Here is a 20,295-nt window from a genome sequence, read left to right as displayed (position 1 = left end):
ATTTCGGCTTTTGATGCGTCGCAGCTTCTGCGGCGCATTATTTTTGCGTCTTGGTAACGCAATTACCATATAGGCTGCATACTCTACAGTATGTATGTGAATTCCGTGTGTGAGGTGCCCGTCCATGATGCGTCAGTATGAGCTTGTCGAGCGTGTTCAGCGTTACAAGCCTGACGTCAATGAGGCGCTGCTTAACAAAGCCTATGTTTATGCAATGCAGAAGCACGGGCATCAGAAGCGCGCATCGGGCGACCCTTATTTTTCTCATCCGCTGGAAGTGGCGGCAATCCTGACGGACATGCATCTCGACGAAGCAACAATCGCTATCGCTCTTCTGCATGATACTATCGAAGATACGTCAGCAACGCGCCAGGAGATTGATACACTTTTCGGGCCGGATATCGGCAAGCTTGTTGAAGGCCTGACCAAACTTAAAAAGCTTGATCTTGTCTCCAAGAAAGCTGTTCAGGCCGAGAATCTACGCAAGCTGCTGCTGGCGATTTCAGATGATGTTCGCGTTCTCCTCGTCAAGCTTGCCGATCGTTTGCACAATATGCGCACACTTCACCATGTGCCTGAAGACAAGCGCTTGCGCATCTCGGAAGAGACGATGGATATCTATGCGCCATTGGCTGGCCGCATGGGTATGCAGGATATGCGCGAAGAGCTGGAACAGCTTGCTTTCCGCTATATTAATCCTGAGGCCTTCAATGCGGTAACCAATCGGCTCGCCGAGTTGATGGAGAAGAATCGCGCCACGCTGCAGCAGATCGAAACTGATCTCTCCAGCCTGTTTGAAAAGAACGGCATCAAATCGAGCGTTAAAAGCCGGCAGAAGAAGGCTTGGTCCGTCTTCCGCAAGATGGAGAGCAAAGGGCTTTCGTTCGAGCAATTATCCGATATTTTTGGCTTTCGAGTTGTCGTTGATACTGTGGCGGATTGCTATAATGCGCTTGGTATCATCCATACCACATGGTCGATGGTTCCGGGCCGTTTCAAGGACTATATCTCGACACCCAAGCAGAACGATTACCGCTCGATCCATACTACGATTGTTGGTCCATCGCGCCAGCGTGTGGAATTGCAGATACGCACCCGCGAGATGAACGATATCGCTGAGTATGGCGTGGCTGCACACTCGATCTACAAGGATCGTGGTAGTGCGCAAAACCCGCACGTTATCTCTACGGAAACCAACGCCTATGCATGGCTTCGCCAGACAATTGAGGCTTTGGCGGAAGGCGACAATCCGGAAGAGTTTCTCGAACATACCAAGCTCGAACTGTTTCAGGATCAGGTATTCTGCTTTACGCCAAAAGGCCGGCTGATTGCACTGCCACGCGGCGCGACACCAATCGATTTTGCCTATGCTGTTCATACGAACATCGGCGACAGCTGCGTCGGCGCCAAGGTGAATGGCCGCATCATGCCGCTAATGACGGTTTTGCATAATGGTGATGAAGTCGACATTATTCGTTCAAAGTCGCAGACGCCGCCAGCAGCATGGGAAGGTATCGTTGTTACAGGCAAAGCAAGAGCAGCGATCCGTCGCGCGACCCGCCTTGCCGTACGCAAGCAATATTCCGGATTGGGCATGCAAATCCTTGAACGCGCGTTTGAGCGGGCAGGGAAGGTCTATTCACGCGATGAGCTGAAGAAAGGCCTGCCACGACTTGCACGTAAGGAAATCGATGATGTTCTAGCCGCTGTAGGTCGCGGCGAACTCCCGTCATCCGATGTTATGAAGGCAGTCTATCCAGAATATCAAGACGCCAAGGTGAAGCCTACTCCGAGCGAGCGTGAAGAGGGCTGGGTGAACTTCCGCAATACTTCCGGCATGATCTTCAAGATGCCTGAGGGTGCCGAACCCGGCGGCCCGCAAGCCTTGCCTATTCGCGGCGCAAGCCATGATATGCCGGTGCACTTCTCGCCCGAGGGCGCAGTGCCGGGAGATCGCATTGTCGGTATTCTCCAGCCCGGTTCTGGTATGACGATTTATCCGATTCAGTCTTCGGCACTCATGGCTTACGACGATCAGCCGGAACGCTGGATTGACGTGCGGTGGGATGTGGACGAGAGCCGTCGTGACCGTTTCCCGGCACGGATCAACATTTCGGCAATCAATGCGCCGGGTTCATTGGCTGAGATTGCACAGATCATCGCAGAGAACGAAACCAATATTCACAATCTATCGATGGTTCGGACTGCGCCGGATTTCACCCAGATGATCGTTGATCTCGAAGTCTGGAACCTGAAGCATCTCAATCGGATATTGTCTAAACTCAAAGAGAGCAATTGCGTCAGTGACGCTCAGCGCGTCAACGGCTAAGAAATTTAGAATCTTTAGCGGGGAAAGCATGAACACAAACGAAGTCCTGGATGTATTCCGCGAGGCCGGTGCGGTTTTGGAAGGCCATTTTATTCTGACATCGGGATTGCGCAGCCCGGTATTCTTGCAAAAAGCCCGCGTTTTCATGCATGCCGATAAAACTGAACGCGTTTGCCGCGGACTTGCTGAAAAGATTAAAAATGCTGATCTGGGACCAATAGACTATGTCGTTGGACCGGCGATCGGTGGCATTATCCCTGCTTATGAAACCTCACGCCATCTGGGTGTTCCAGCAATCTGGGTCGAACGTGAGAACGGCACCTTCAAGCTCCGCCGCTTTGAAATTGCAAAAGGCGCACGCGTCGTCATCGTCGAAGATATTGTAACGACCGGCCTTTCCATCCGCGAAACCGTGACATGCTTGCAGGAATTGGGCGCTGAGGTTGTTGCCGCCGCTTGCATTATCGACCGGTCTGCCGGGAAAAGTGATGTCGGTGTTCCGTTGATTGCACTGGCGGAGTATGAAGTTCCGGCTTATCCTGCAGACAAGCTTCCGCCGGAACTTGCCGCAATTCCGCCCGTTAAACCGGGTAGCCGCAATATATGATCGAACAGATGTCCAGTGCGAGTCCTCTGGCTTGCACTTTGGATAAGAGGACTGAACCAAATGCTCTTCAGGCAGCGCAACGTTCCCGGCTTTCGCGAGCGGATTCGCCTCGCGCTCTGGCCGCGCCGCTCGGTTAGCCGGTCGTTGCGCTATTTCGGCAAGCGCGTGCTGCGTCTGCGCGCAACGCCCCATTCCATAGCAATCGGTTTTTCCTGCGGAATATTTGCCGCATTCATTCCGATTCTTGGCGTTCATATTGCCGTAGCTCTGGCAATTGCCTGGCTTATCGGCGGTAATATCGCTGCGGCCGTTATCGGCACAACATTGGGCAACCCTTTGATTCTGCCCTTCATTTGGGCTGCTACGCTGGAAGTCGGCCGCTTCGTCATGACAGGAAACTTGAGCGGCGATCCTCTGCCGCCGCATCTTGGCGGAATGCTGCGTCACCTTGATTTCGGTGTCTTGTGGCATCCTTTGATTGAACCAATGTTGATTGGAGCGGTGCCGCTTGGCTTGGCTGCGGCTGCTCTTGCTTATTTTCCAATTCGCTGGGCTGTCGCCAGTTTTCAGAGCAGACGTCCGGTTGTTCAACTGCAAAAGATCACTGAAACCCCATGATTGTTGGCGTCGGAAGCGACTTGATCGATATCAGACGGATTGAAAAAACCCTTGAGCGCCATGGAAAGCGCTTCATCGATCGGGTCTACACGCCCATTGAGCAAGCGAAATCCGAACGACGAAACCAACGCGCGGCATCATACGCGAAGCGCTTTGCCGCCAAGGAAGCTTGCGCCAAAGCCCTCGGTACGGGGCTCGCACAAGGCGTATTCTGGCGGGATATGGGCGTCGTCAATCTGCCCAGCGGCGCACCGACCATGAAGCTCACCAATGGTGCGGCGGACCGATTGGCAAAGCTTATCCCGGCAGGTTTTAATCCGCGTATCCACGTGACCATCACTGATGATTTCCCTCTGGCACAAGCTTTCGTGATCATCGAGGCGTTGAAAATCGAAGAATAGCCGTATTCAAAGGGCAATCAGCGGCATTGCTCCCAGAGCCCTCAGCGGTTAAGAGGGGGCACATTCTGTTTTGGAGATATAAGAAGCGTGAGCGATAAAGCTGTTGTGAAAAATTCCGGTGGTCTTGGCGAGACAGTCAGCGTCATCGTGCAGGCGCTCCTGCTTGCTCTGGTCATCCGGACACTGCTGTTCCAGCCGTTCAACATCCCTTCCGGTTCCATGCGTCCGACGCTGTTGGAAGGTGACTATCTCTTCGTTTCGAAATTCTCCTATGGCTATTCGAAATATTCGATCCCGTTCGCTCCGGAGCTGTTTTCGGGACGCATCTGGAGTGGTGATCCGCAGCGCGGCGATATCGCCGTATTCCGCAAGCCAAATGATACGTCACTTGATTTCATCAAGCGCGTCATAGGCCTGCCGGGTGACAAGATTCAGATGCGCAGTGGTGTGCTTTACATCAATGATGTTGCTGTGCCTCGTGAGAAGGTTGGCCAGATCGATAATCCGGATATTACTGAAGCATCTGGTCCGGTGGATGTTTATCGCGAAGTCCTGCCGAATGGCATTACCTATGACACTTTGGACCTGATACCCAACAGCGTTGGTGATGATACGCGCGAATTTGTTGTACCTGCCGGGCACTATTTCATGATGGGCGATAATCGCGATAATTCCAGCGATAGCCGTTTCGATGTGGGCTATGTTCCGATTGAGAATTTTATCGGGCGTGCAAACATTATCTTCTTCTCTATTGCCGGCAAGGCAAGCCCGCTTGAAATTTGGCGCTGGCCATCTGAACTGAGATTCGATCGCTTGCTGCACAGCGTTAACGCAGCGCCGAATTCGGTCCAGAAAAATTGATCTGAAAATGAGTCTGTCAGCCGAAGCCGTTCAAAAACTTGAAGAAAAAACGAAGCATGTCTTTCGTGATCTCGGGCGGCTTGAACGTGCGCTGACACACTCAAGTGCGCGCCCGTCGGCAGGCTCGGATTATGAGCGGCTGGAGTTTCTTGGCGACCGGGTGCTTGGGCTTGTTATTGCGGATATGCTGTTTCGTGCCTATCCAACGGCTGCGGAAGGCGAGCTGTCTTTGCGGCTCAACTCGCTTGTGAATGCTGATACCTGCGCTGCTGTTGCAGACGAAATTGGTCTACACGAGTTCATCAAGACTGGTTCTGATGTAAAAGGTTTGGCGGACAAACGTCTCAAAAGCCTGCGCGCGGACGTCGTTGAATCCTTGATCGCAACGATTTATCTGGACGGCGGGCTCGAAGCGGCGCAACCTTTCATCGAGAGATATTGGAACGCGCGGTCAAAAGGAAGTAATTCCGCCCAGCGCGATCCTAAAACTGAATTGCAGGAATGGGCACATCAGCAGGATGGAGCCCAACCTTTATACAGCGTTGTTGAACGAACCGGACCTGATCATGACCCGCAATTTACGATCCGGGTCAACGTAAAAGGCTTCGAGCCAGCGACAGGCAAAGGCCGTTCCAAGCGTCTGGCGGAACAGGAAGCCGCCATTGCATTGCTTTATCGTGAAGGCGTTCGACAGAAGACGCAGGAAGACACAGGAAATGACTGAACAGGAACAGACACCCGCGAGCGAAGCTGAACAAGCCGTTCCGACACGTTCGGGCTTTATTGCCCTGATTGGTGCACCAAATGCCGGTAAGTCAACGCTGGTGAACCAGCTTGTTGGCAGCAAGGTCTCGATCGTGACGCACAAGGTACAGACGACAAGGGCGCTAGTTCGCGGTATTGTCATACACGAGCAGACACAGATGGTGCTGGTCGACACGCCCGGTATTTTTAAACCCAAACGCCGCCTTGATCGTGCCATGGTGACCACTGCTTGGGGCGGCGCAAAGGATGCTGATCTGATTCTGGTACTCATCGATGTCGAACAGGGCATTGATGATGAGGCTGAAATTCTTCTGGAAAGCCTGCGTGACAAGAAGCGCAAAGTCATACTTGTCCTGAACAAGGTTGATCGCATCGAAGCGCCGATGCTGCTTGAACTTGCCAAAAAGGCCAATGAAAAGGTCAAATTTGATCAGACCTTCATGATTTCGGCGCTCAAAGGTTATGGTTGTAAGGATTTGCTGAAGTATCTGGCGGAAAACCTGCCGGAAGGTCCTTGGTATTATCCTGAAGACCAGATTTCCGATATGCCAATGCGCATGCTGGCCGCCGAAATCACCCGCGAAAAGCTTTATCTGCGCCTGCATAATGAGCTGCCTTATTCCTCGACAGTCGAGACCGAAAGCTGGGAAGAGAAGAAGGATGGTTCAGTCCGGATTCAGCAGGTCATCTATGTCGAACGTGACAGCCAGAAAAAGATTGTTCTTGGTCATGAGGGTCAGGCCATAAAATCGATTGGTCAGGCTGCGCGCAAGGAGTTGATGGAAATCCTGGAGCAGAAGGTTCACCTGTTCCTTTTCGTCAAGGTTCGTGACAATTGGGGCAATGATCCCGAGCGCTATCGCGAAATGGGGCTTGAATTTCCGCAGTAATAGCGCCAAGTCTCGGCTATGGAATGGCGGGACGAAGGCATCATCCTTGGGACAAGACGGCACGGGGAAACCAGTGCCATACTTGAACTGATGACCCGCGAGCATGGCCGTCATCTTGGCTTGGTGCGTGGCGGCCGTTCACGTCGCATGCAGCCATTGCTGCAAGCCGGAAACCGTGTCGATGTTATCTGGCGTGCCCGTATGGATGAACATCTGGGCATGATGCAGGTTGAGCCGGTTAGCTTTTCGGCAGCACGGCTCATCGAGCAACCGGTTGCATTATATGGCTTGCAGCTCGCAGCTTCTCATTTACGTCTCTTACCCGAACGCGACCCGCATCAGAATCTCTTCGAAATACTCGCGGTCATTCTCGAACATTGTGAAGACACCATGATCGCTGGTGAATTGCTGTTGCGTTTCGAGGTGTTGATGCTGGAAGAACTTGGTTTCGGCCTTGATTTGAAGAGTTGTGCCGCAACAGGTATTGCCAGCGATCTGACTTATGTCTCTCCCAAATCGGGCAGGGCAGTTTCACGCGATGCGGGTGCACCATGGGCGGACAAGTTGCTGGTCATGCCACCCTTCATGGTCAGTTCAAATATCCGGGCCCTGTCTATGACTGAGATCAGCGATGCATTTCGTTTGACCAGTTTTTTCTTCACAAGACATGTATGGGAACCCCGCGCGCAAAAAGCGCCTGAAGCACGTGACGGCTTTTTGAACGCTATCGCCAGATCATTAAAAAACAGCGACGGCGAGAGCGCGTCCGCCGAAGAAAGGCCGGTTCATCATGAGTGATGACGTCGTAAGCACTATCGACTTCCCTGGGGGTGTCGGAAAGTTGCCATTGGGCGATCTGGCGGTTCGCAGTGGTCTCGAGATACTGCAGGCAATGCTTCGCGGAGAATATCCAGCGCCCCATATTGCCAAGACACTTTCTTTCACGTTGCATGAGGTGGAACAGGATCGTGTGGTTTTTAAAGGCCTACCATCGATAGAGCACCTCAATCCTATGGGCGGTGTGCATGGCGGTTGGATTGCAACGTTGATGGACTCGGCGCTGGCATGTTGTGTCATGACCACTCTGAAGCCGGGTGAAGCCTATACAACGGCAGAGTTCAAAGTAAACTTGGTACGACCATTGAGTCCCGGGATGGGCATGGTGTTCTGCGAAGGCCGGTTAATCCATCGTGGACGCACACTTGCCACCTCCGAAGCATTCCTGAAAGACCAGAACGGCAAACTGCTTGCGCACGGTACCGAGACTTGTTCGATTTTCCCACTCGAAAGCTTTGTCAGAGCCAAATAATTGGTACAATTGAATAAAATTTGTTGAAATTCTGCAACTTTTTCATAGCAAATGTGGCGAGCCGACACATGGGCTGATGAAGTCGTTGACTTGATGGCGGCGCTGTGCTGAACATTAATTCATTGCAGAATGCAAAAGTTCTGTGGGGTGCGGTCGAGGAGGACCGCGGGGGAGGAAGTAATGGACAATTTCTTGACCGGCTTGAAAGCCGCTGTCGACACTATGGGACCAACTGTCCTGTTGCCTATCGTCATATTTATCATTGCTTTGATACTGGGAGCAAAAGTTGGCCGGGCGTTCCGCGCGGCAGTGACGATTGGCGTTGCCTTTATAGGTATTAATCTTGTTCTCGGCCTTATGCTTACCTCGATAGGCGATGTGGCAAAGGCAATCGTGACCAATACTGGAATTCAGCGAGATATCGTCGATGTGGGCTGGCCGTCTGCTGCCGCCATCGCCTTCGGTTCATCGGTGGGCTTGTGGGTGATTCCCATCGCAATCGCCGTCAACATTGTTCTGCTTCTAACGCGTATGACACGCACGTTGAACGTTGACGTTTGGAATTTCTGGCACTTTGCATTCATCGGATCGCTTGCCGTAGCGGCAACCAACAGTCTTGTTTACGGGTTGATTGTAGCTGCCTTGATGGTGGCGCTTTGCCTGTTGTTTGCTGACTGGTCGGCGAAAGCCGTGCAGAAGTTTTACGGTATTCCCGGCATTTCCGTGCCACATCTGGCATCCGCTCAGATTTTGCCCATCGCTATCGTTCTCAACTGGATCATGGATCGCATTCCGGGCATCAACAAGATCGAACTCAATACCGAAACATTTGAAAAACGCTTTGGTGTTTTCGGTGAGCCGGTCATTCTTGGGCTGATCATTGGTTTGGTGCTCGGCATTATCGCTTACTACAATGCCGGTGATTTTGGTGTTGTTCTCACCAAGGTTCTCCAGACCGGCATGACACTTGCTGCAGTAATGTTGCTATTGCCTCGCATGGTCAAAATCCTCATGGAAGGTCTGCTGCCAGTATCGGATGCTGCACAGGAGTTTGTGCGCAAACGGACCGGTGATCGTGAACTGCTCGTAGGGCTCGACTCAGCTATCCTGATCGGCCATCCAGCGGCAATTTCTTCTTCGCTGATCCTCGTTCCGATTGCCATCATCCTGTCAGTGATTCTGCCCGGAAACCGTGTAATCCTTTTTGCGGATTTGGCAGTTATCCCGTTTATTGTCGCGATGACTGCACCCTTGCTGAAGGGTAATGTGTTCCGCATGGTCATCGTCGGTACATTCACGTTGGCCGTTGGTTTCTACGTCGCCAACGCACTCGCACCACTCTTCACCGCAGCAGCGCAGTCTTCGGGCTTCCAGATGCCTGCAAATGCGGTTCAGATTACCAGCGTGGTCGATGGCTTCCTCTGGATACCTTATGTTGTCATGGCTCTCATCAATAATCTCGGTGCGATTGGCCTTGCTGTTCTGGCGGTCATTATCGCCGGTTCGTTCTGGGCCTATCGCCGTAACACAGCTGCCTGGGAGAGGGCAGCCGGTGCAGATGATGAGATCACTGAAACAAACTGAGTCGTATTGAGTGGAGTTACCAAATGGCGCAAGCCTTAATGAACTACCTCGACCCCGGAGCCATTCTTCTCGGGGTCGAGGCCAAAAGTGATCAAGAGGTGATACGGCTTTTGGCAGAGCGGCTTCATTCCCTCGGGTATGTTAAACCAAGCTTTGCAGAGGCTGTTCTGGCACGGGAAGCCCAACTGCCGACCGGGCTGCCACTGGGCGGCGATAATAATGTTGCCGTACCGCATACAGATCCCGAGCATGTTTTGAAGCCGGGTCTGGCATTTGCCGCGCTGACGGCACCGGTCTCGTTCTCCAATATGGAAGATCCGGATGAAAAGCTGCCGGTCAGACTGGTCTTTCTCATGGCTCTTAATGACAAGGACAAACAGGTTGAAATGCTTCAGGAAATCGCGGGTGCAATTCAGTCACCTGAGACAATTGACGCATTGATTAAATCGAAATCCGTGGAAGACGTTTCACGCTTACTCGGCTAAATTGCAAGCGTGAATCAGGGGGGCATTTATGACCAAGCCGAAGACCGTATTATTTGCTTGTGGGACGGGTATTGCAACATCGACCGTTGTTGCCCATGCCGTAGAGGATGCATTAAAAAAACGCGGCATAAGCATTGCAACACGGCAGTGTAAAACTACAGAAGTTGTCAGCCATCTGGCAGACGTCGATCTTGTTGTATCAACCGCGCAGTTACCGAAAGACCTTGGCAAACCTGCGATCACGACACTTGCCTTCCTCACCGGCATCGGCAAGGATGACGTGCTCGATAAGATTGAAACAATTCTCAAGAGTTAAGCCTGCACAAATCGTCCGGCCGCCGCTCACTGAAATGGGTGGCGGTTCTTTTGCAAAATATTGGCCAAATAAAGCCTTACTCTTCGAGCAATCAACGCCCCTGACCATGGGGGCGGTGTATATGCGTATTCTGGCTGCGATAATTCTTTTCCTTGGCTTGATGTCCAATGTGAAGGCTGCGGACCTCATCAATTTTTGGGACCAGCCGCAGCACGGCGGCAATAGTTTTAACCGGCTTCCACCCGATCAGGCCTATTTCGATGCGTTGCGAAAATACGGGGCAAGCTGGGTTCGCCTGTCTTATGACAAATGGAAGCCTGCCCGGCGCGATTTTTTGATGGGTGATGCAGATCGTTACGACGGAATACCGGCGGAAGATTTGGCAATCTTGAAACAAACCTTATCACGTGCCGACAAAGCCGGTTTGAAAGTCGTCATTGCACCCTTGTCATTGCCATGGATGCGCTGGGCGCAAAACAATAATGGAAAGTTCGATGATCGCCTTTGGCGGGACAGGGCGAGATGGCAGGATGCGGCGCGGTTTTGGCGAGAGTTAGCCGCAGTTCTGAAAGATGATTCATCCATAGCAGCTTACAATCTGATCAATGAACCTGCCCCAGAAAAGATGGGGGGCGTTAAAGAGCATGCCTCCGCCGATGAGATGCAAACATGGTACGATGAGCAAAAAGGTAGTGCGCGTGATCTGCCAGCCTTCTACGAGTTTCTGATATCGGAAATAAGGAAAGTCGATCCTTCAACGCCGATAATGGTGGATGCCGGTTGGTATGCTGCAGCTGATGCATTTGGATACTGGCCATCAGCTCTCACGGACAAGAAGGTTCTTTACAGTTTTCATATGTATGAGCCCTATGAGGCGACAAGCGCACCAAATATGAAACGGGAAAATCCCTATGCTTATCCGGGTTCTGTGCCTTTCGGTGGCTCCAACGTTGAATGGAATGCGCAGAAAGTATCGCAATACCTCGCAATGCCGGTCGATTGGGCAAAGGCGCGTGGGGTGCCGCTTAATCGGTTGGTGGCTGGCGAATTCGGGTGCATGCGCCGCCTTGCGGGATGCAAATCCTATCTGGAGGATGTCCTCACTGCTTTGGATGCTGACAGGCTGCATTGGGCATTTTACAGTTTCCGGGAAGATAGTTGGGATGGCATGGATTACGAGCTGGGTTCCGGGAAAGTGAACTGGAAATACTGGGAGGCCATCGAAGCAAACAAGCCCGATCCGGTAAAACGTCAGGCAACGGCTGAGTTTGAACCCATTAGCAAGCGCCTCAAACCTTGAGGCTGACGGATAATATCAATCTCATGCAATTGAACAGATGTGATTAGGCCCTAAATAGGGATGTAGTGTACCAGAACGGAATGCGTTGTATCTAGCGCTGAAATATTGAGGAAAATGCGATGAAACTAGCTCTGTCAGCTTTAGCTCTGGGAGTTATGACCCTTACGGGCTGTGCCAATTCTGGCAGTGTGAGCCCTTTGGTCTGGTGTGATAGGCCGACTGACAGGAACCCCACAGTGTTCACTGACTGCACCCAGCGTATCGGAGGGGACAGCCCATATAAGCGGGAGCGGGAAAGCAGACGCTATTACGGCAAAAACTACTACAAAACTTCCAGCTAACAGATTTATGAGTTGCAGTGCGGGCGGTCGAAAGTCTGCCGCACGGCAATATTTGCCACTAAAGTTTAGAAATCAGGCTCTTGAAGCCGACGAAATAATCCCCTATTTAGGACGTGACGGCCTTGCCGTTTTTCTTTTGATCATAAATATGCTCATATTGAGTATAAATGATCGATGGTAGGGCCTTCCAAGGTCAAGCCACATTGGATGTCCAGGAGGAATATGGATATGACCAACACTGCCCGCATCAAATCTGCTGTAAAAAGCAGTTCCTCCAGTCAGTCCGCGGCGGACCGTTTTGGCATCCTTGAAATGCCTGACCTGACATATACGCCTGAGGTGGCTGCGGAAACCGAGCACCTTTATGCACGTGTCGCTCATCACATTCCCCGCATTGAATGGCCTGTATATGCGCCTTATGTGGCTGCTATCAATCGTCTCAAGAAGCAGCGCAATGCCGTTATCCTCGCCCATAACTACCAAACGCCGGAAATCTTTCACTGCGTTGCGGATATCGTTGGGGATTCGCTCCAGCTTGCCAAGGAAGCGACAAAGGTCGACGCGGAAATCATTGTGCAATGTGGCGTCCACTTCATGGCCGAGACATCCAAGCTGCTCAATCCATCGAAAACTGTACTGATCCCCGACATGAAAGCGGGTTGTTCACTGGCAGAGTCGATTACCGGCGCCGATGTTCGGCTGCTGCGCGAAACCTATCCTGGTGTTCCGATTGTCACTTACGTCAACACTTCTGCCGAAGTGAAAGCTGAGAGCGATATTTGCTGCACGTCGGCAAATGCCGTGCAGGTCGTTGAGAGCTTCGGTGTAGACCGCGTTCTGTGCATCCCTGACGAATTCCTTGCACAAAACGTTGCGGCGCAGACAGACGTGAAAATTCTGACATGGAAGGGCCACTGTGAAGTGCATGAGCGCTTTACCGCCGATGAACTTCTTGCCTATCGCGCTGCTGACCCTGAAATTCAGATCATTGCGCATCCTGAATGCCCGCCATCAGTCGTTGCAATTGCAGATTACACCGGCTCGACCAAAGGTATGATCGACTATGTTAAAGACAATCGCCCGGCCAAGGTTCTACTTGTGACCGAATGCTCGATGGCATCCAACATCGAGTCGGAAGTGCCGGAGGTGAAGTTCATCAAGCCATGCAATCTCTGCCCGCATATGAAACGTATTACGCTGCCCAATATTCTGGAAAGCCTTGTCTATATGCGCGACGAAATTCACGTTGATCCATTGGTTGGAGAACGTGCGCGGCTTGCCGTTGAACGCATGGTCAATCTGAACAACTAAAGCCGGAGGCGACGCTTATGGCAACTCATTCCGATCCCGTCATCATCATTGGCGGCGGACTGGCCGGCCTGTTTTGTGCCTTGAAACTGGCACCCCGCCCAGTCACCATACTTGCCGCAGCACCGATAGGACGCGGCGCCTCTTCGGCCTGGGCGCAAGCGGGTATCGCCGCTGCCGTTTCCGAGGGTGATACAAAGGAAAAGCACGTTGCTGATACGGTTGCAGCAGGAGATGGCATAGTCGATGAAGCTATCGCATCACTGATGGCCAGCGAGGCAGCCTCGCGCGTTCATGATCTGCTTGGATATGGTGTTCCATTTGACCGGGACCTTGAAGGCAAGCTTCAGGTTTCACGCGAGGCGGCCCATTCGGAAAGCCGCATTGTTCGTGTTCGCGGTGACATGGCGGGCCGTGCCATCATGCAGGCACTGGTAAAGACCGTCGAAAACACGCCCTCAATACGCGTGATGGAAGGTTATGTTGTTGAAGATCTCATAACAAGTCGCGATTCAGTGACTGGCGTTGTCGCCCGCACTGAGGCGGGGCGAGGTTCGCAGGTGAAACTGTCATCACGGACAGTCGTAATCGCCACGGGCGGAATTGGTCACCTTTATGCCGTGACGACAAATCCGTCAGAGGCGAGGGGCGAGGGTATTGGCATGGCCGCCCGCGCCGGTGCCATGATGGCCGATATGGAATTCGTTCAGTTCCACCCAACCGCGCTTGATGTGAACAAAGACCCGGCACCTCTGGCAACGGAAGCATTGCGAGGCCATGGTGCTACGCTGATCAATCGTGATGGCGAGCGCTTTATGCTTGCAATCGATCCTGACGCTGAGCTGGCACCGCGCGACGTTGTAGCACGGGGGATTTATGCTGAAGTCATGAGCGGACGCGGTGCGTGGCTGGATTGCACGAAAGCAGTAGGGGCATCATTCGCCGACGAATTTCCAACAGTGTATAAATACTGTCGCGATGCGGGTATTGATCCGGTGATAGAACCCATTCCTGTTGTTCCCGCCGCGCATTATTTCATGGGTGGCATTCTGACGGATGCGGACGGGCAGACTTCCATTGATGGCTTGTGGGCATGTGGCGAATGTACTTCTACAGGTGCCCATGGTGCCAACAGGCTGGCCTCCAATTCTCTGTTGGAAGCTGTCGTGTTTTCGGCTCGAATTGCCGCCAAAATCGGTGAGGTCAATCAAGGAGTGTCCGCAGATTGGTTCAAAGGGTCTGTTGATCGAGATGATCTGGTGGCTGAAGACGACACGCCAGACATGACGACCCTGCGCAAGACCATGAGTGCGAGCTTTGGCGTGATCCGTGACAGGGACGGCATGATGGCTGGATTGAAAACCATCGTGGAACTGGAGCAGCTGAATTCCGACGCTGCTTTCCGCAATGTACTTGCCACGGCCAAGCTGGTCGCTATAAGCGCTCTGAGGCGGCATGAGAGCCGCGGCGGGCATTTCCGTACGGATTTCCCCGAGAAACGCCCTGAATGGCAGCACAGGACATTTCTGACACTGGCAGATGCCGAGATGACGGTAAGTGAATTGATGGAGTTTGCCTGATGGCTTCGCAACAACAATATCCGCCGTCCCTGCCGCAGTTGCTTGTTGAAGATGCGGTGCGGGCTTCTCTACTGGAAGATCTGGGCCGTGCCGGAGACATCACGACCAATGCCACGCTGCCGGAAGATGCTACGGCCCGGGCTGTGCTTTCCAGCCGGGAGGCGGGGACAATATGCGGCATGGGTTTTGCCCGCACCGCGTTTACTCTGATTGATCCTTCTTTGAAGTTTGTCGCGCTCACCAAAGATGGGGTGCGGGTAGCGCCCGGGGACAACATTGCGCGCATTGAGGGAAATGCCCGGTCAATCCTCTCTGCAGAACGCGTCGCCTTGAACTTTCTCATGCATCTGAGCGGAATTGCGAGCTACACGGCAAAGTTTGCCGATTTGATCGCCCATACGAATGCGAAAGTCTGCGACACCCGGAAGACCATTCCCGGCATGCGCGCCTTTGCCAAATATGCGGTGAAATGCGGGGGGGGATCAAATCATCGCTTTGGCCTCGACGATGCCATTTTGATCAAGGATAATCATATCGCTGTTGCTGGCGGTGTAGCCAAAGCCATCCTTGCTGCACGGGCCTATGCAGGACATTTGGTCAAAATCGAAGTAGAGGTAGATGGGCTGGATCAATTCGAACAGGCACTCAGCGTAAATGCCGATGTGATTCTTCTTGATAACATGGGTGCGGAACTGCTTGAAAAAGCCGTGAAAATTAATGCCGGGCGTGCCAAGCTGGAAGCTTCCGGAGGGATTGCGTTCGACACGATCAAAGCCATTGCGGAAACGGGTGTTGACTACATTTCAACATCGAAAATAACAATGGCGGCACCAACGCTGGATATTGGACTGGACATCGTACTGACATGAAGGTCATCGCTACAATTGCGCAACTTCGCGCTGCGCTGAAGTCTGAACGCCAAAAGGGAAAATCTATCGGCCTGGTTCCAACGATGGGTTATCTGCATGTCGGTCACATGGCGCTGGTGCACGAGGCAAAACGTGTTTGCGACATTACCGTTGTTTCGATTTTCGTCAATCCAACACAGTTTGGCCCAAACGAAGACCTTGCAGCTTATCCGCGTGACATGAAAGGCGATCTTGCCAAGCTGGAGGCAGAGGGCGTGGAATATGTGTTCACGCCCGAAGTTGCTGAAATTTACCGGCCCGGCGCGCATACGATCGTCGATAATCCACTGCTCTCGCGCATACTGATAGGAAAAATCCGGCCGGGGCATTTTCGCGGCGTTACGACAGTTGTCACCAAACTTTTCAACATCGTGCAGCCGGATCATGCCTTCTTCGGCGAAAAGGACTATCAGCAACTGACGATCATTCGCCGCATGGTGGCTGATCTGGATATGCCGATTGAAATCACCGGCGTTGCTACTGTGCGCGAGAATGACGGACTTGCTTGCTCGTCTCGCAATGCGATGTTGAGGCCTGAAGACCGCAAAGCTTCGGTCGTCTTGGCGAAGTCGCTGGCAAAAGCGGAGCAACTGGTAAAAGACGGTCAACGATCTGTGCCGGCGATACGCAATGCCGTGCGCGCTGTGCTCGAAACAGAAAAGCGTGGCGATATTGAATCCGTCGATATCCGGGACGCAACAACACTCGATCCTGTGTCGGGTAAATTCAAACAGCCTGTCGTCGTTCTTTTGACAGTGCGATTTGGGAAAGTACGGCTGATCGATCAGCAGGTTATTGGCTGAGCCAAATCAGGGGAGCACTATGAGCCAGCAGATCGTCACGCGCCGGGTAACTGCGCCGGAAATCAAAAGCCGTAAAGGTGCAACTCCCATTGTTGCCTTGACCTCTTATCATGCCACAACTGCCCGCATTGCCGATGAGCACGCGGATATTCTTCTCGTCGGCGACAGCCTTGGTATGGTGTTATACGCCATGGAATCGACGTTGGGTGTCTCCCTCGACATGATGATCATGCATGGTAAAGCCGTCGTGCGGGGCTCCAGAAAAGCCATGGTCGCCGTCGATATGCCCTTTGGTTCCTATGAAGAAAGCCCCGAAGCTGCTTTTCGCAGTGCGTCCCGTGTCATGCAGGAAACCGGCTGCGGCGCTGTAAAACTTGAGGGCGGAGTACAGATGGCTGAAACCATTCGCTTCCTTACTCAGCGCGGCATACCGGTAATGGCCCATATTGGTCTGACGCCGCAATCGATCAACACACTTGGTGGGTTCAAGACCCAAGGGCGCGACACTGCACTTTGGCCACTCATCAAAGCGGATGCTCAGGCAGTGTCAGATGCCGGAGCGTTTTCAGTGGTTGTCGAAGGTGTTGTCGAACCATTGGCAGCGGAAATCTCACGCGAAATCGCCATTCCCACCATCGGAATCGGGGGTTCGCGCGAGTGCGATGGCCAAATCCTCGTGCTTGAAGACATGCTTGGCTATAATCCAAGGCCGCCGCGTTTCGTCAAAATCTATGGCGCCGTGGGTGAGGCAATCGACCAAGCAGTCAAATCTTACGCTGAAGATGTACGCTCGCGCCAGTTTCCCGGCGATGAGAATGTCTACCCGCTGAAATAGCCTTCTAACCCTTGGCGTTGCAGTCCGATTGACCATCGGCCCAGCGACGCACATCCGTAGCGATGCGATTGCCCAAGGAATTGCCCATCAGAGGGCCAAACGCCTCCACTTTGGCAGGGTTGCCCTCGGCGTGGACAACGAGAAGCGGGCGTCCGCCGGGATTATTGCCGGGTACGACCAAAATACGCGGGCGACCCGAATAGGAGTTTAACTCAGGCGCAAGGCGGTAAGGCTTGAAGCTTGAATCGCCGGATTTGAACCAGCAACTGTTAGCAGCCAATGCAACACGTTCCATGGTAGGAAGAGCTGCCTTGCTGGATGAGAATGCAAGTCCACCGGGGCCCGGCTTACTGCTGGACTGGCACCCGGCAAGCGCCGCAAGTGAAATGAGTACGGCGATGCCGAATGCCGGTGCTTTCATGTTCATTCTCCAGTACCCGGTCAAGTACCGGTCGCCACAGTTGCGGCACAAATTTTATGAGGGTTCAGGCGGGTTCAAGCTCTTTCAGAAACACTTTAAGGCCGTCCGACATCTCGTACCAGACGAGTGATAGGTCCGAATCCTGAACAATAAGTTGCTGATAGGCGTCGAACTTCGGAAAAGCATCAAGCAGATCTTCTCTACCTGACATTTTCCGGAAGTTGTTGAAAACGAAACGGGTAGGGGTGAGCCAGGCATCCGCCAATGTCATCTGATCGCCCAACGCATAAGGACCGGTTCCCAAGACTTTTTCGAGTTCTGTCAGCCCGGTTTCCATCTGCTTGAACAGTTTGGTAATGCGCGCATCATCCTTGGACTTCAGATAGAACAATTCGAATAGCTCCATCACCGGAGCCAGAATTTCCAGTTCAGCAATACGCGTCGTCATCCGCACAATGGCACGGTCACGAGAATCGGCCGGCAATAGTGATGGCTCGGGAAAATGTTCTTCGAGATATTCGGCAATCACCGAGGCTTCGATGATTGTAAGCCCTGAGCCGGTTATCAAAACCGGAATGCGGTTGAAGGGTGATATTGCGCGGAACTCTTCCGGGATCGGAAAGCCCGGCGGCGGCGCAACAACCTTGATCGGAGCTTTTTTATAGTAGGCTATGCAGCGTACGATGGAGGAATAGGGGGATAATGGCCGCGAATAAAGTTTCATGTCTGTTTCCTCCGTTTGAAACGCTGTTCCAACGCACTCCCCGCTGAAACAGCATTCAATCAAACGTATAGGATTCTACTCAGGCGGCAACCCCGAGAATACCTGCAAACAGTGCACGACCGTCCGTTCCACCGTGAGCGGCCTCGATCAGATTTTCCGGGTGAGGCATCAGACCTAGAACATTGCCCTGTTTGTTGATAATTCCGGCAATGTCATTGATCGAGCCGTTTGGATTGGTGCCTTCGGCATAACGGAACACGACCTGACCTTCACCTTCGACGCGGGAAAGTGTCTCGGTATCGGCGAAATAATTGCCATCATGATGAGCAACCGGGCTGCTGATGATCTGCCCTTGCGAATAGCCGCGGGTAAAGGGTGTATTGGCGTTGGTTATTTCGAGCTTGACCTGACGGCAGACAAACTTCAGCGAGGCGTTGCGCATCAATGCTCCCGGCAGAAGGCCTGCTTCGACCAGGATCTGGAAGCCGTTGCAAACGCCCATCACCATGACGCCTTTATCAGCCTTTTCGCGAATTGCCTGCATGACCGGCATGCGCGCAGCAATTGCGCCGCAACGCAGGTAGTCGCCATAGGAAAAGCCGCCAGGAATAACGATCAGATCGACATCCGGGATTTCCGTGTCAGTCTGCCAAACAGTATGTGGCTCGACGCCGGAGATTTTTGTCAGCGCCGCAATCATATCGCGGTCACGATTAAGGCCGGGAAGGAGAACGACTGCGGATTTCATTTAGATAAGCTCCACCGAATAATCTTCGATCACTGTATTTGCGAGCAGCTTTTCGCACATAGCCTTGAGCTTTGTCTCGGCACTCGCCTTGTCGCTGGTATCCAGCTCAACATCGAAGACCTTGCCCTGACGCACGGAACCAACGCCATCAAAACCAAGACTGCCGAGCGCGCCGACAATTGCCTTGCCCTGCGGGTCAAGTACACCATTTTTCAAGGTTACAGTGACACGTGCCTTCATTACCTGTTTCTCCGTCGAGTGCTTATTTAACCAGAACTGGCCCACTCGGGCGCGTCTGATCGTTTTCATTCATTATGCCGAGACGGCGCGCAACTTCCTGATAGGCTTCAATAAGCCCACCCATGTCGCGGCGAAATCGGTCTTTATCCATCTTTTCAGCAGTCTGGCTATCCCAAAGTCTTGCCGAATCCGGCGTGAACTCATCGGCGAGAACGATGCGCATCATGTCGCCTTCATATAGCCTGCCGCATTCGATTTTGAAATCGACAAGCTGGATGCCGACACCAAGAAACAGCCCGCTCAGGAAGTCATTGACCCGAATGGCCAGCGCCATGATGTCATCTATTTCCTGTGGCGCAGCCCATCCGAAAGCCGTAATATGCTCTTCGGATACCATGGGATCGTCAAGTTCGTCATTCTTGTAATAGAATTCGATGATTGAGCGTGGCAATACAGTGCCCTCTTCAATCCCGAGGCGCTTCGCCAGCGATCCTGCCGCAATGTTGCGTACGACTACCTGCAGCGGAATAATCTCGACTTCCTTGATCAACTGCTCGCGCATATTAAGGCGGCGGATGAAATGGGTCGGTATTCCCATGCGATTTAGCTGCGTGAAAATATACTCGGAAATGCGGTTGTTGAGGACACCTTTGCCGTCAATCACTTCGCTTTTCTTCGGGTGGAGCACTGTCGTATCATCTTTGAAGTGCTGCACCAGGGTGCCTGGCTCTGGTCCTTCATAAAGGATTTTGGCTTTGCCTTCGTAGACACGGCGGCGACGGTTCATTTAAAATCTCTGGTATTGGAGTTATCGGTCGGCACTGTTCTACGCCGTCATGTTGGCGCGCTAACTATCGCAAAAGCAAGCATTTCACAATGATCCATTGTATAGCTCCCCCATTTTATGGATTATAGAGGCGCG

General features: G+C 52.7%; 23 protein-coding genes. 18 read left to right on the top strand and 5 right to left on the bottom strand.

The genetic code is table 11. The features are described 5' to 3' along the window. Positions 1–124: 124 nt before the first annotated feature. From PMI41_RS22320 to panB, 18 genes are all read left to right on the top strand, one after another. Entirely contained in the window at positions 125–2,329 is a 2,205-nt protein-coding gene (locus tag PMI41_RS22320) for a bifunctional (p)ppGpp synthetase/guanosine-3',5'-bis(diphosphate) 3'-pyrophosphohydrolase (RefSeq protein WP_008128658.1), read from the top strand. A 28-nt stretch (positions 2,330–2,357) separates the two neighbouring features. Further along, a complete protein-coding gene (gene pyrE / locus PMI41_RS22315) occupies positions 2,358–2,936 on the top strand; it encodes an orotate phosphoribosyltransferase (protein WP_040856397.1) in 579 nt (192 codons plus the stop codon). A 60-nt stretch (positions 2,937–2,996) separates the two neighbouring features. Then, positions 2,997–3,554: a DUF2062 domain-containing protein gene (locus PMI41_RS22310; protein WP_008128653.1), complete on the top strand. Its 558-nt coding sequence runs from the start codon at positions 2,997–2,999 to the stop codon at positions 3,552–3,554. Beyond that, positions 3,551–3,955 carry a holo-ACP synthase gene (gene acpS, locus PMI41_RS22305; RefSeq protein ID WP_008128652.1) on the top strand — a complete coding sequence of 135 codons (405 nt, stop codon included), beginning with the start codon at positions 3,551–3,553 and terminating at the stop codon, positions 3,953–3,955. Before PMI41_RS22310 ends, acpS begins: the two co-directional genes overlap by 4 nt. Positions 3,956–4,042: 87 nt before the next feature. Further along, positions 4,043–4,816, top strand: a complete 774-nt coding sequence (lepB, locus tag PMI41_RS22300; protein WP_008128651.1) for a signal peptidase I — start codon at positions 4,043–4,045, stop codon at positions 4,814–4,816. Positions 4,817–4,823: 7 nt separating this feature from the next. Then, positions 4,824–5,540 (top strand): ribonuclease III, encoded by a 717-nt coding sequence (rnc, locus tag PMI41_RS22295; RefSeq protein WP_008128650.1) that lies wholly within the window; start codon positions 4,824–4,826, stop codon positions 5,538–5,540. Then, positions 5,533–6,471 (top strand): GTPase Era, encoded by a 939-nt coding sequence (era, locus tag PMI41_RS22290; protein ID WP_008128649.1) that lies wholly within the window; start codon positions 5,533–5,535, stop codon positions 6,469–6,471. Before rnc ends, era begins: the two co-directional genes overlap by 8 nt. Positions 6,472–6,489: 18 nt before the next feature. Then, a complete protein-coding gene (recO, locus tag PMI41_RS22285; protein ID WP_008128648.1) occupies positions 6,490–7,269 on the top strand; it encodes a DNA repair protein RecO in 780 nt (259 codons plus the stop codon). Then, on the top strand, positions 7,262–7,780 hold the full coding sequence (locus PMI41_RS22280; protein ID WP_008128647.1) for a PaaI family thioesterase: 519 nt from the start codon (positions 7,262–7,264) through the stop codon (positions 7,778–7,780). Before recO ends, PMI41_RS22280 begins: the two co-directional genes overlap by 8 nt. Positions 7,781–7,960: 180 nt before the next feature. Then, positions 7,961–9,364 (top strand): PTS sugar transporter subunit IIC, encoded by a 1,404-nt coding sequence (locus PMI41_RS22275; protein WP_008128646.1) that lies wholly within the window; start codon positions 7,961–7,963, stop codon positions 9,362–9,364. Positions 9,365–9,387: 23 nt separating this feature from the next. Next, a complete protein-coding gene (locus tag PMI41_RS22270; RefSeq protein ID WP_008128644.1) occupies positions 9,388–9,849 on the top strand; it encodes a PTS sugar transporter subunit IIA in 462 nt (153 codons plus the stop codon). Between the two features lie 28 nt (positions 9,850–9,877). Beyond that, positions 9,878–10,165 carry a PTS sugar transporter subunit IIB gene (locus tag PMI41_RS22265; RefSeq protein ID WP_008128642.1) on the top strand — a complete coding sequence of 96 codons (288 nt, stop codon included), beginning with the start codon at positions 9,878–9,880 and terminating at the stop codon, positions 10,163–10,165. 121 nt (positions 10,166–10,286) lie between these two features. Continuing rightward, complete coding sequence (locus PMI41_RS22260) at positions 10,287–11,465, top strand: cellulase family glycosylhydrolase (RefSeq protein ID WP_193372109.1); 1,179 nt, start codon at positions 10,287–10,289, stop codon at positions 11,463–11,465. Between the two features lie 569 nt (positions 11,466–12,034). Beyond that, positions 12,035–13,117: a quinolinate synthase NadA gene (gene nadA, locus PMI41_RS22255; protein ID WP_008128636.1), complete on the top strand. Its 1,083-nt coding sequence runs from the start codon at positions 12,035–12,037 to the stop codon at positions 13,115–13,117. Between the two features lie 17 nt (positions 13,118–13,134). Continuing rightward, positions 13,135–14,694 (top strand): L-aspartate oxidase, encoded by a 1,560-nt coding sequence (locus PMI41_RS22250; RefSeq protein ID WP_008128634.1) that lies wholly within the window; start codon positions 13,135–13,137, stop codon positions 14,692–14,694. Beyond that, positions 14,694–15,563: a carboxylating nicotinate-nucleotide diphosphorylase gene (gene nadC / locus PMI41_RS22245; protein WP_008128632.1), complete on the top strand. Its 870-nt coding sequence runs from the start codon at positions 14,694–14,696 to the stop codon at positions 15,561–15,563. The genes PMI41_RS22250 and nadC overlap by 1 nt, the downstream gene beginning before the upstream one ends. Beyond that, a complete protein-coding gene (gene panC / locus PMI41_RS22240) occupies positions 15,560–16,405 on the top strand; it encodes a pantoate--beta-alanine ligase (protein WP_008128631.1) in 846 nt (281 codons plus the stop codon). The genes nadC and panC overlap by 4 nt, the downstream gene beginning before the upstream one ends. Positions 16,406–16,424: 19 nt before the next feature. After that, positions 16,425–17,240, top strand: coding sequence for a 3-methyl-2-oxobutanoate hydroxymethyltransferase (panB, locus tag PMI41_RS22235; protein ID WP_008128629.1), 816 nt, complete (start codon positions 16,425–16,427; stop codon positions 17,238–17,240). Between the two features lie 4 nt (positions 17,241–17,244). On the opposite strand, the gene PMI41_RS22230 is transcribed toward panB, so the two are convergent. The 5 genes from PMI41_RS22230 to purC all read right to left on the bottom strand — a co-directional run bounded on the left by PMI41_RS22230 (position 17,245) and on the right by purC (position 20,160). Continuing rightward, entirely contained in the window at positions 17,245–17,661 is a 417-nt protein-coding gene (locus PMI41_RS22230) for a hypothetical protein (protein ID WP_008128627.1), read from the bottom strand. A gap of 64 nt (positions 17,662–17,725) precedes the next feature. Continuing rightward, a complete protein-coding gene (locus tag PMI41_RS22225; protein WP_008128626.1) occupies positions 17,726–18,385 on the bottom strand; it encodes a glutathione S-transferase family protein in 660 nt (219 codons plus the stop codon). A 79-nt stretch (positions 18,386–18,464) separates the two neighbouring features. Further along, positions 18,465–19,133, bottom strand: coding sequence for a phosphoribosylformylglycinamidine synthase subunit PurQ (gene purQ, locus PMI41_RS22220; protein ID WP_008128623.1), 669 nt, complete (start codon positions 19,131–19,133; stop codon positions 18,465–18,467). Further along, positions 19,134–19,373, bottom strand: coding sequence for a phosphoribosylformylglycinamidine synthase subunit PurS (gene purS, locus PMI41_RS22215; RefSeq protein ID WP_008128621.1), 240 nt, complete (start codon positions 19,371–19,373; stop codon positions 19,134–19,136). It abuts the gene before it with no gap. Between the two features lie 22 nt (positions 19,374–19,395). Then, positions 19,396–20,160: a phosphoribosylaminoimidazolesuccinocarboxamide synthase gene (purC, locus tag PMI41_RS22210; protein WP_008128619.1), complete on the bottom strand. Its 765-nt coding sequence runs from the start codon at positions 20,158–20,160 to the stop codon at positions 19,396–19,398. Between the last annotated feature and the right edge of the window lie 135 nt (positions 20,161–20,295).

This window comes from Phyllobacterium sp. YR531 (genome assembly GCF_000282595.1).
Lineage (GTDB): Bacteria > Pseudomonadota > Alphaproteobacteria > Rhizobiales > Rhizobiaceae > Phyllobacterium.
The sequence above is the reverse complement of the archived record's forward strand: the minus strand, read 5'-3'. Positions and strand labels throughout refer to the sequence as shown.

Coding starts and splice junctions, on each gene's coding strand:
- nadC (WP_008128632.1), top strand. CDS start 14,694: ATGGCTTCGCAACAACAATATCCGCCGTCCCTGCCGCAGTTGCTTGTT.
- acpS (WP_008128652.1), top strand. CDS start 3,551: ATGATTGTTGGCGTCGGAAGCGACTTGATCGATATCAGACGGATTGAA.
- recO (WP_008128648.1), top strand. CDS start 6,490: ATGGAATGGCGGGACGAAGGCATCATCCTTGGGACAAGACGGCACGGG.
- PMI41_RS22320 (WP_008128658.1), top strand. CDS start 125: ATGATGCGTCAGTATGAGCTTGTCGAGCGTGTTCAGCGTTACAAGCCT.
- PMI41_RS22230 (WP_008128627.1), bottom strand. CDS start 17,661: ATGAAAGCACCGGCATTCGGCATCGCCGTACTCATTTCACTTGCGGCG.
- panB (WP_008128629.1), top strand. CDS start 16,425: ATGAGCCAGCAGATCGTCACGCGCCGGGTAACTGCGCCGGAAATCAAA.
- nadA (WP_008128636.1), top strand. CDS start 12,035: ATGACCAACACTGCCCGCATCAAATCTGCTGTAAAAAGCAGTTCCTCC.
- rnc (WP_008128650.1), top strand. CDS start 4,824: ATGAGTCTGTCAGCCGAAGCCGTTCAAAAACTTGAAGAAAAAACGAAG.
- PMI41_RS22260 (WP_193372109.1), top strand. CDS start 10,287: ATGCGTATTCTGGCTGCGATAATTCTTTTCCTTGGCTTGATGTCCAAT.
- era (WP_008128649.1), top strand. CDS start 5,533: ATGACTGAACAGGAACAGACACCCGCGAGCGAAGCTGAACAAGCCGTT.
- PMI41_RS22270 (WP_008128644.1), top strand. CDS start 9,388: ATGGCGCAAGCCTTAATGAACTACCTCGACCCCGGAGCCATTCTTCTC.
- PMI41_RS22225 (WP_008128626.1), bottom strand. CDS start 18,385: ATGAAACTTTATTCGCGGCCATTATCCCCCTATTCCTCCATCGTACGC.
- panC (WP_008128631.1), top strand. CDS start 15,560: ATGAAGGTCATCGCTACAATTGCGCAACTTCGCGCTGCGCTGAAGTCT.
- PMI41_RS22310 (WP_008128653.1), top strand. CDS start 2,997: ATGCTCTTCAGGCAGCGCAACGTTCCCGGCTTTCGCGAGCGGATTCGC.
- purQ (WP_008128623.1), bottom strand. CDS start 19,133: ATGAAATCCGCAGTCGTTCTCCTTCCCGGCCTTAATCGTGACCGCGAT.
- PMI41_RS22265 (WP_008128642.1), top strand. CDS start 9,878: ATGACCAAGCCGAAGACCGTATTATTTGCTTGTGGGACGGGTATTGCA.
- PMI41_RS22280 (WP_008128647.1), top strand. CDS start 7,262: ATGAGTGATGACGTCGTAAGCACTATCGACTTCCCTGGGGGTGTCGGA.
- purS (WP_008128621.1), bottom strand. CDS start 19,373: ATGAAGGCACGTGTCACTGTAACCTTGAAAAATGGTGTACTTGACCCG.
- PMI41_RS22250 (WP_008128634.1), top strand. CDS start 13,135: ATGGCAACTCATTCCGATCCCGTCATCATCATTGGCGGCGGACTGGCC.
- PMI41_RS22275 (WP_008128646.1), top strand. CDS start 7,961: ATGGACAATTTCTTGACCGGCTTGAAAGCCGCTGTCGACACTATGGGA.
- purC (WP_008128619.1), bottom strand. CDS start 20,160: ATGAACCGTCGCCGCCGTGTCTACGAAGGCAAAGCCAAAATCCTTTAT.
- pyrE (WP_040856397.1), top strand. CDS start 2,358: ATGAACACAAACGAAGTCCTGGATGTATTCCGCGAGGCCGGTGCGGTT.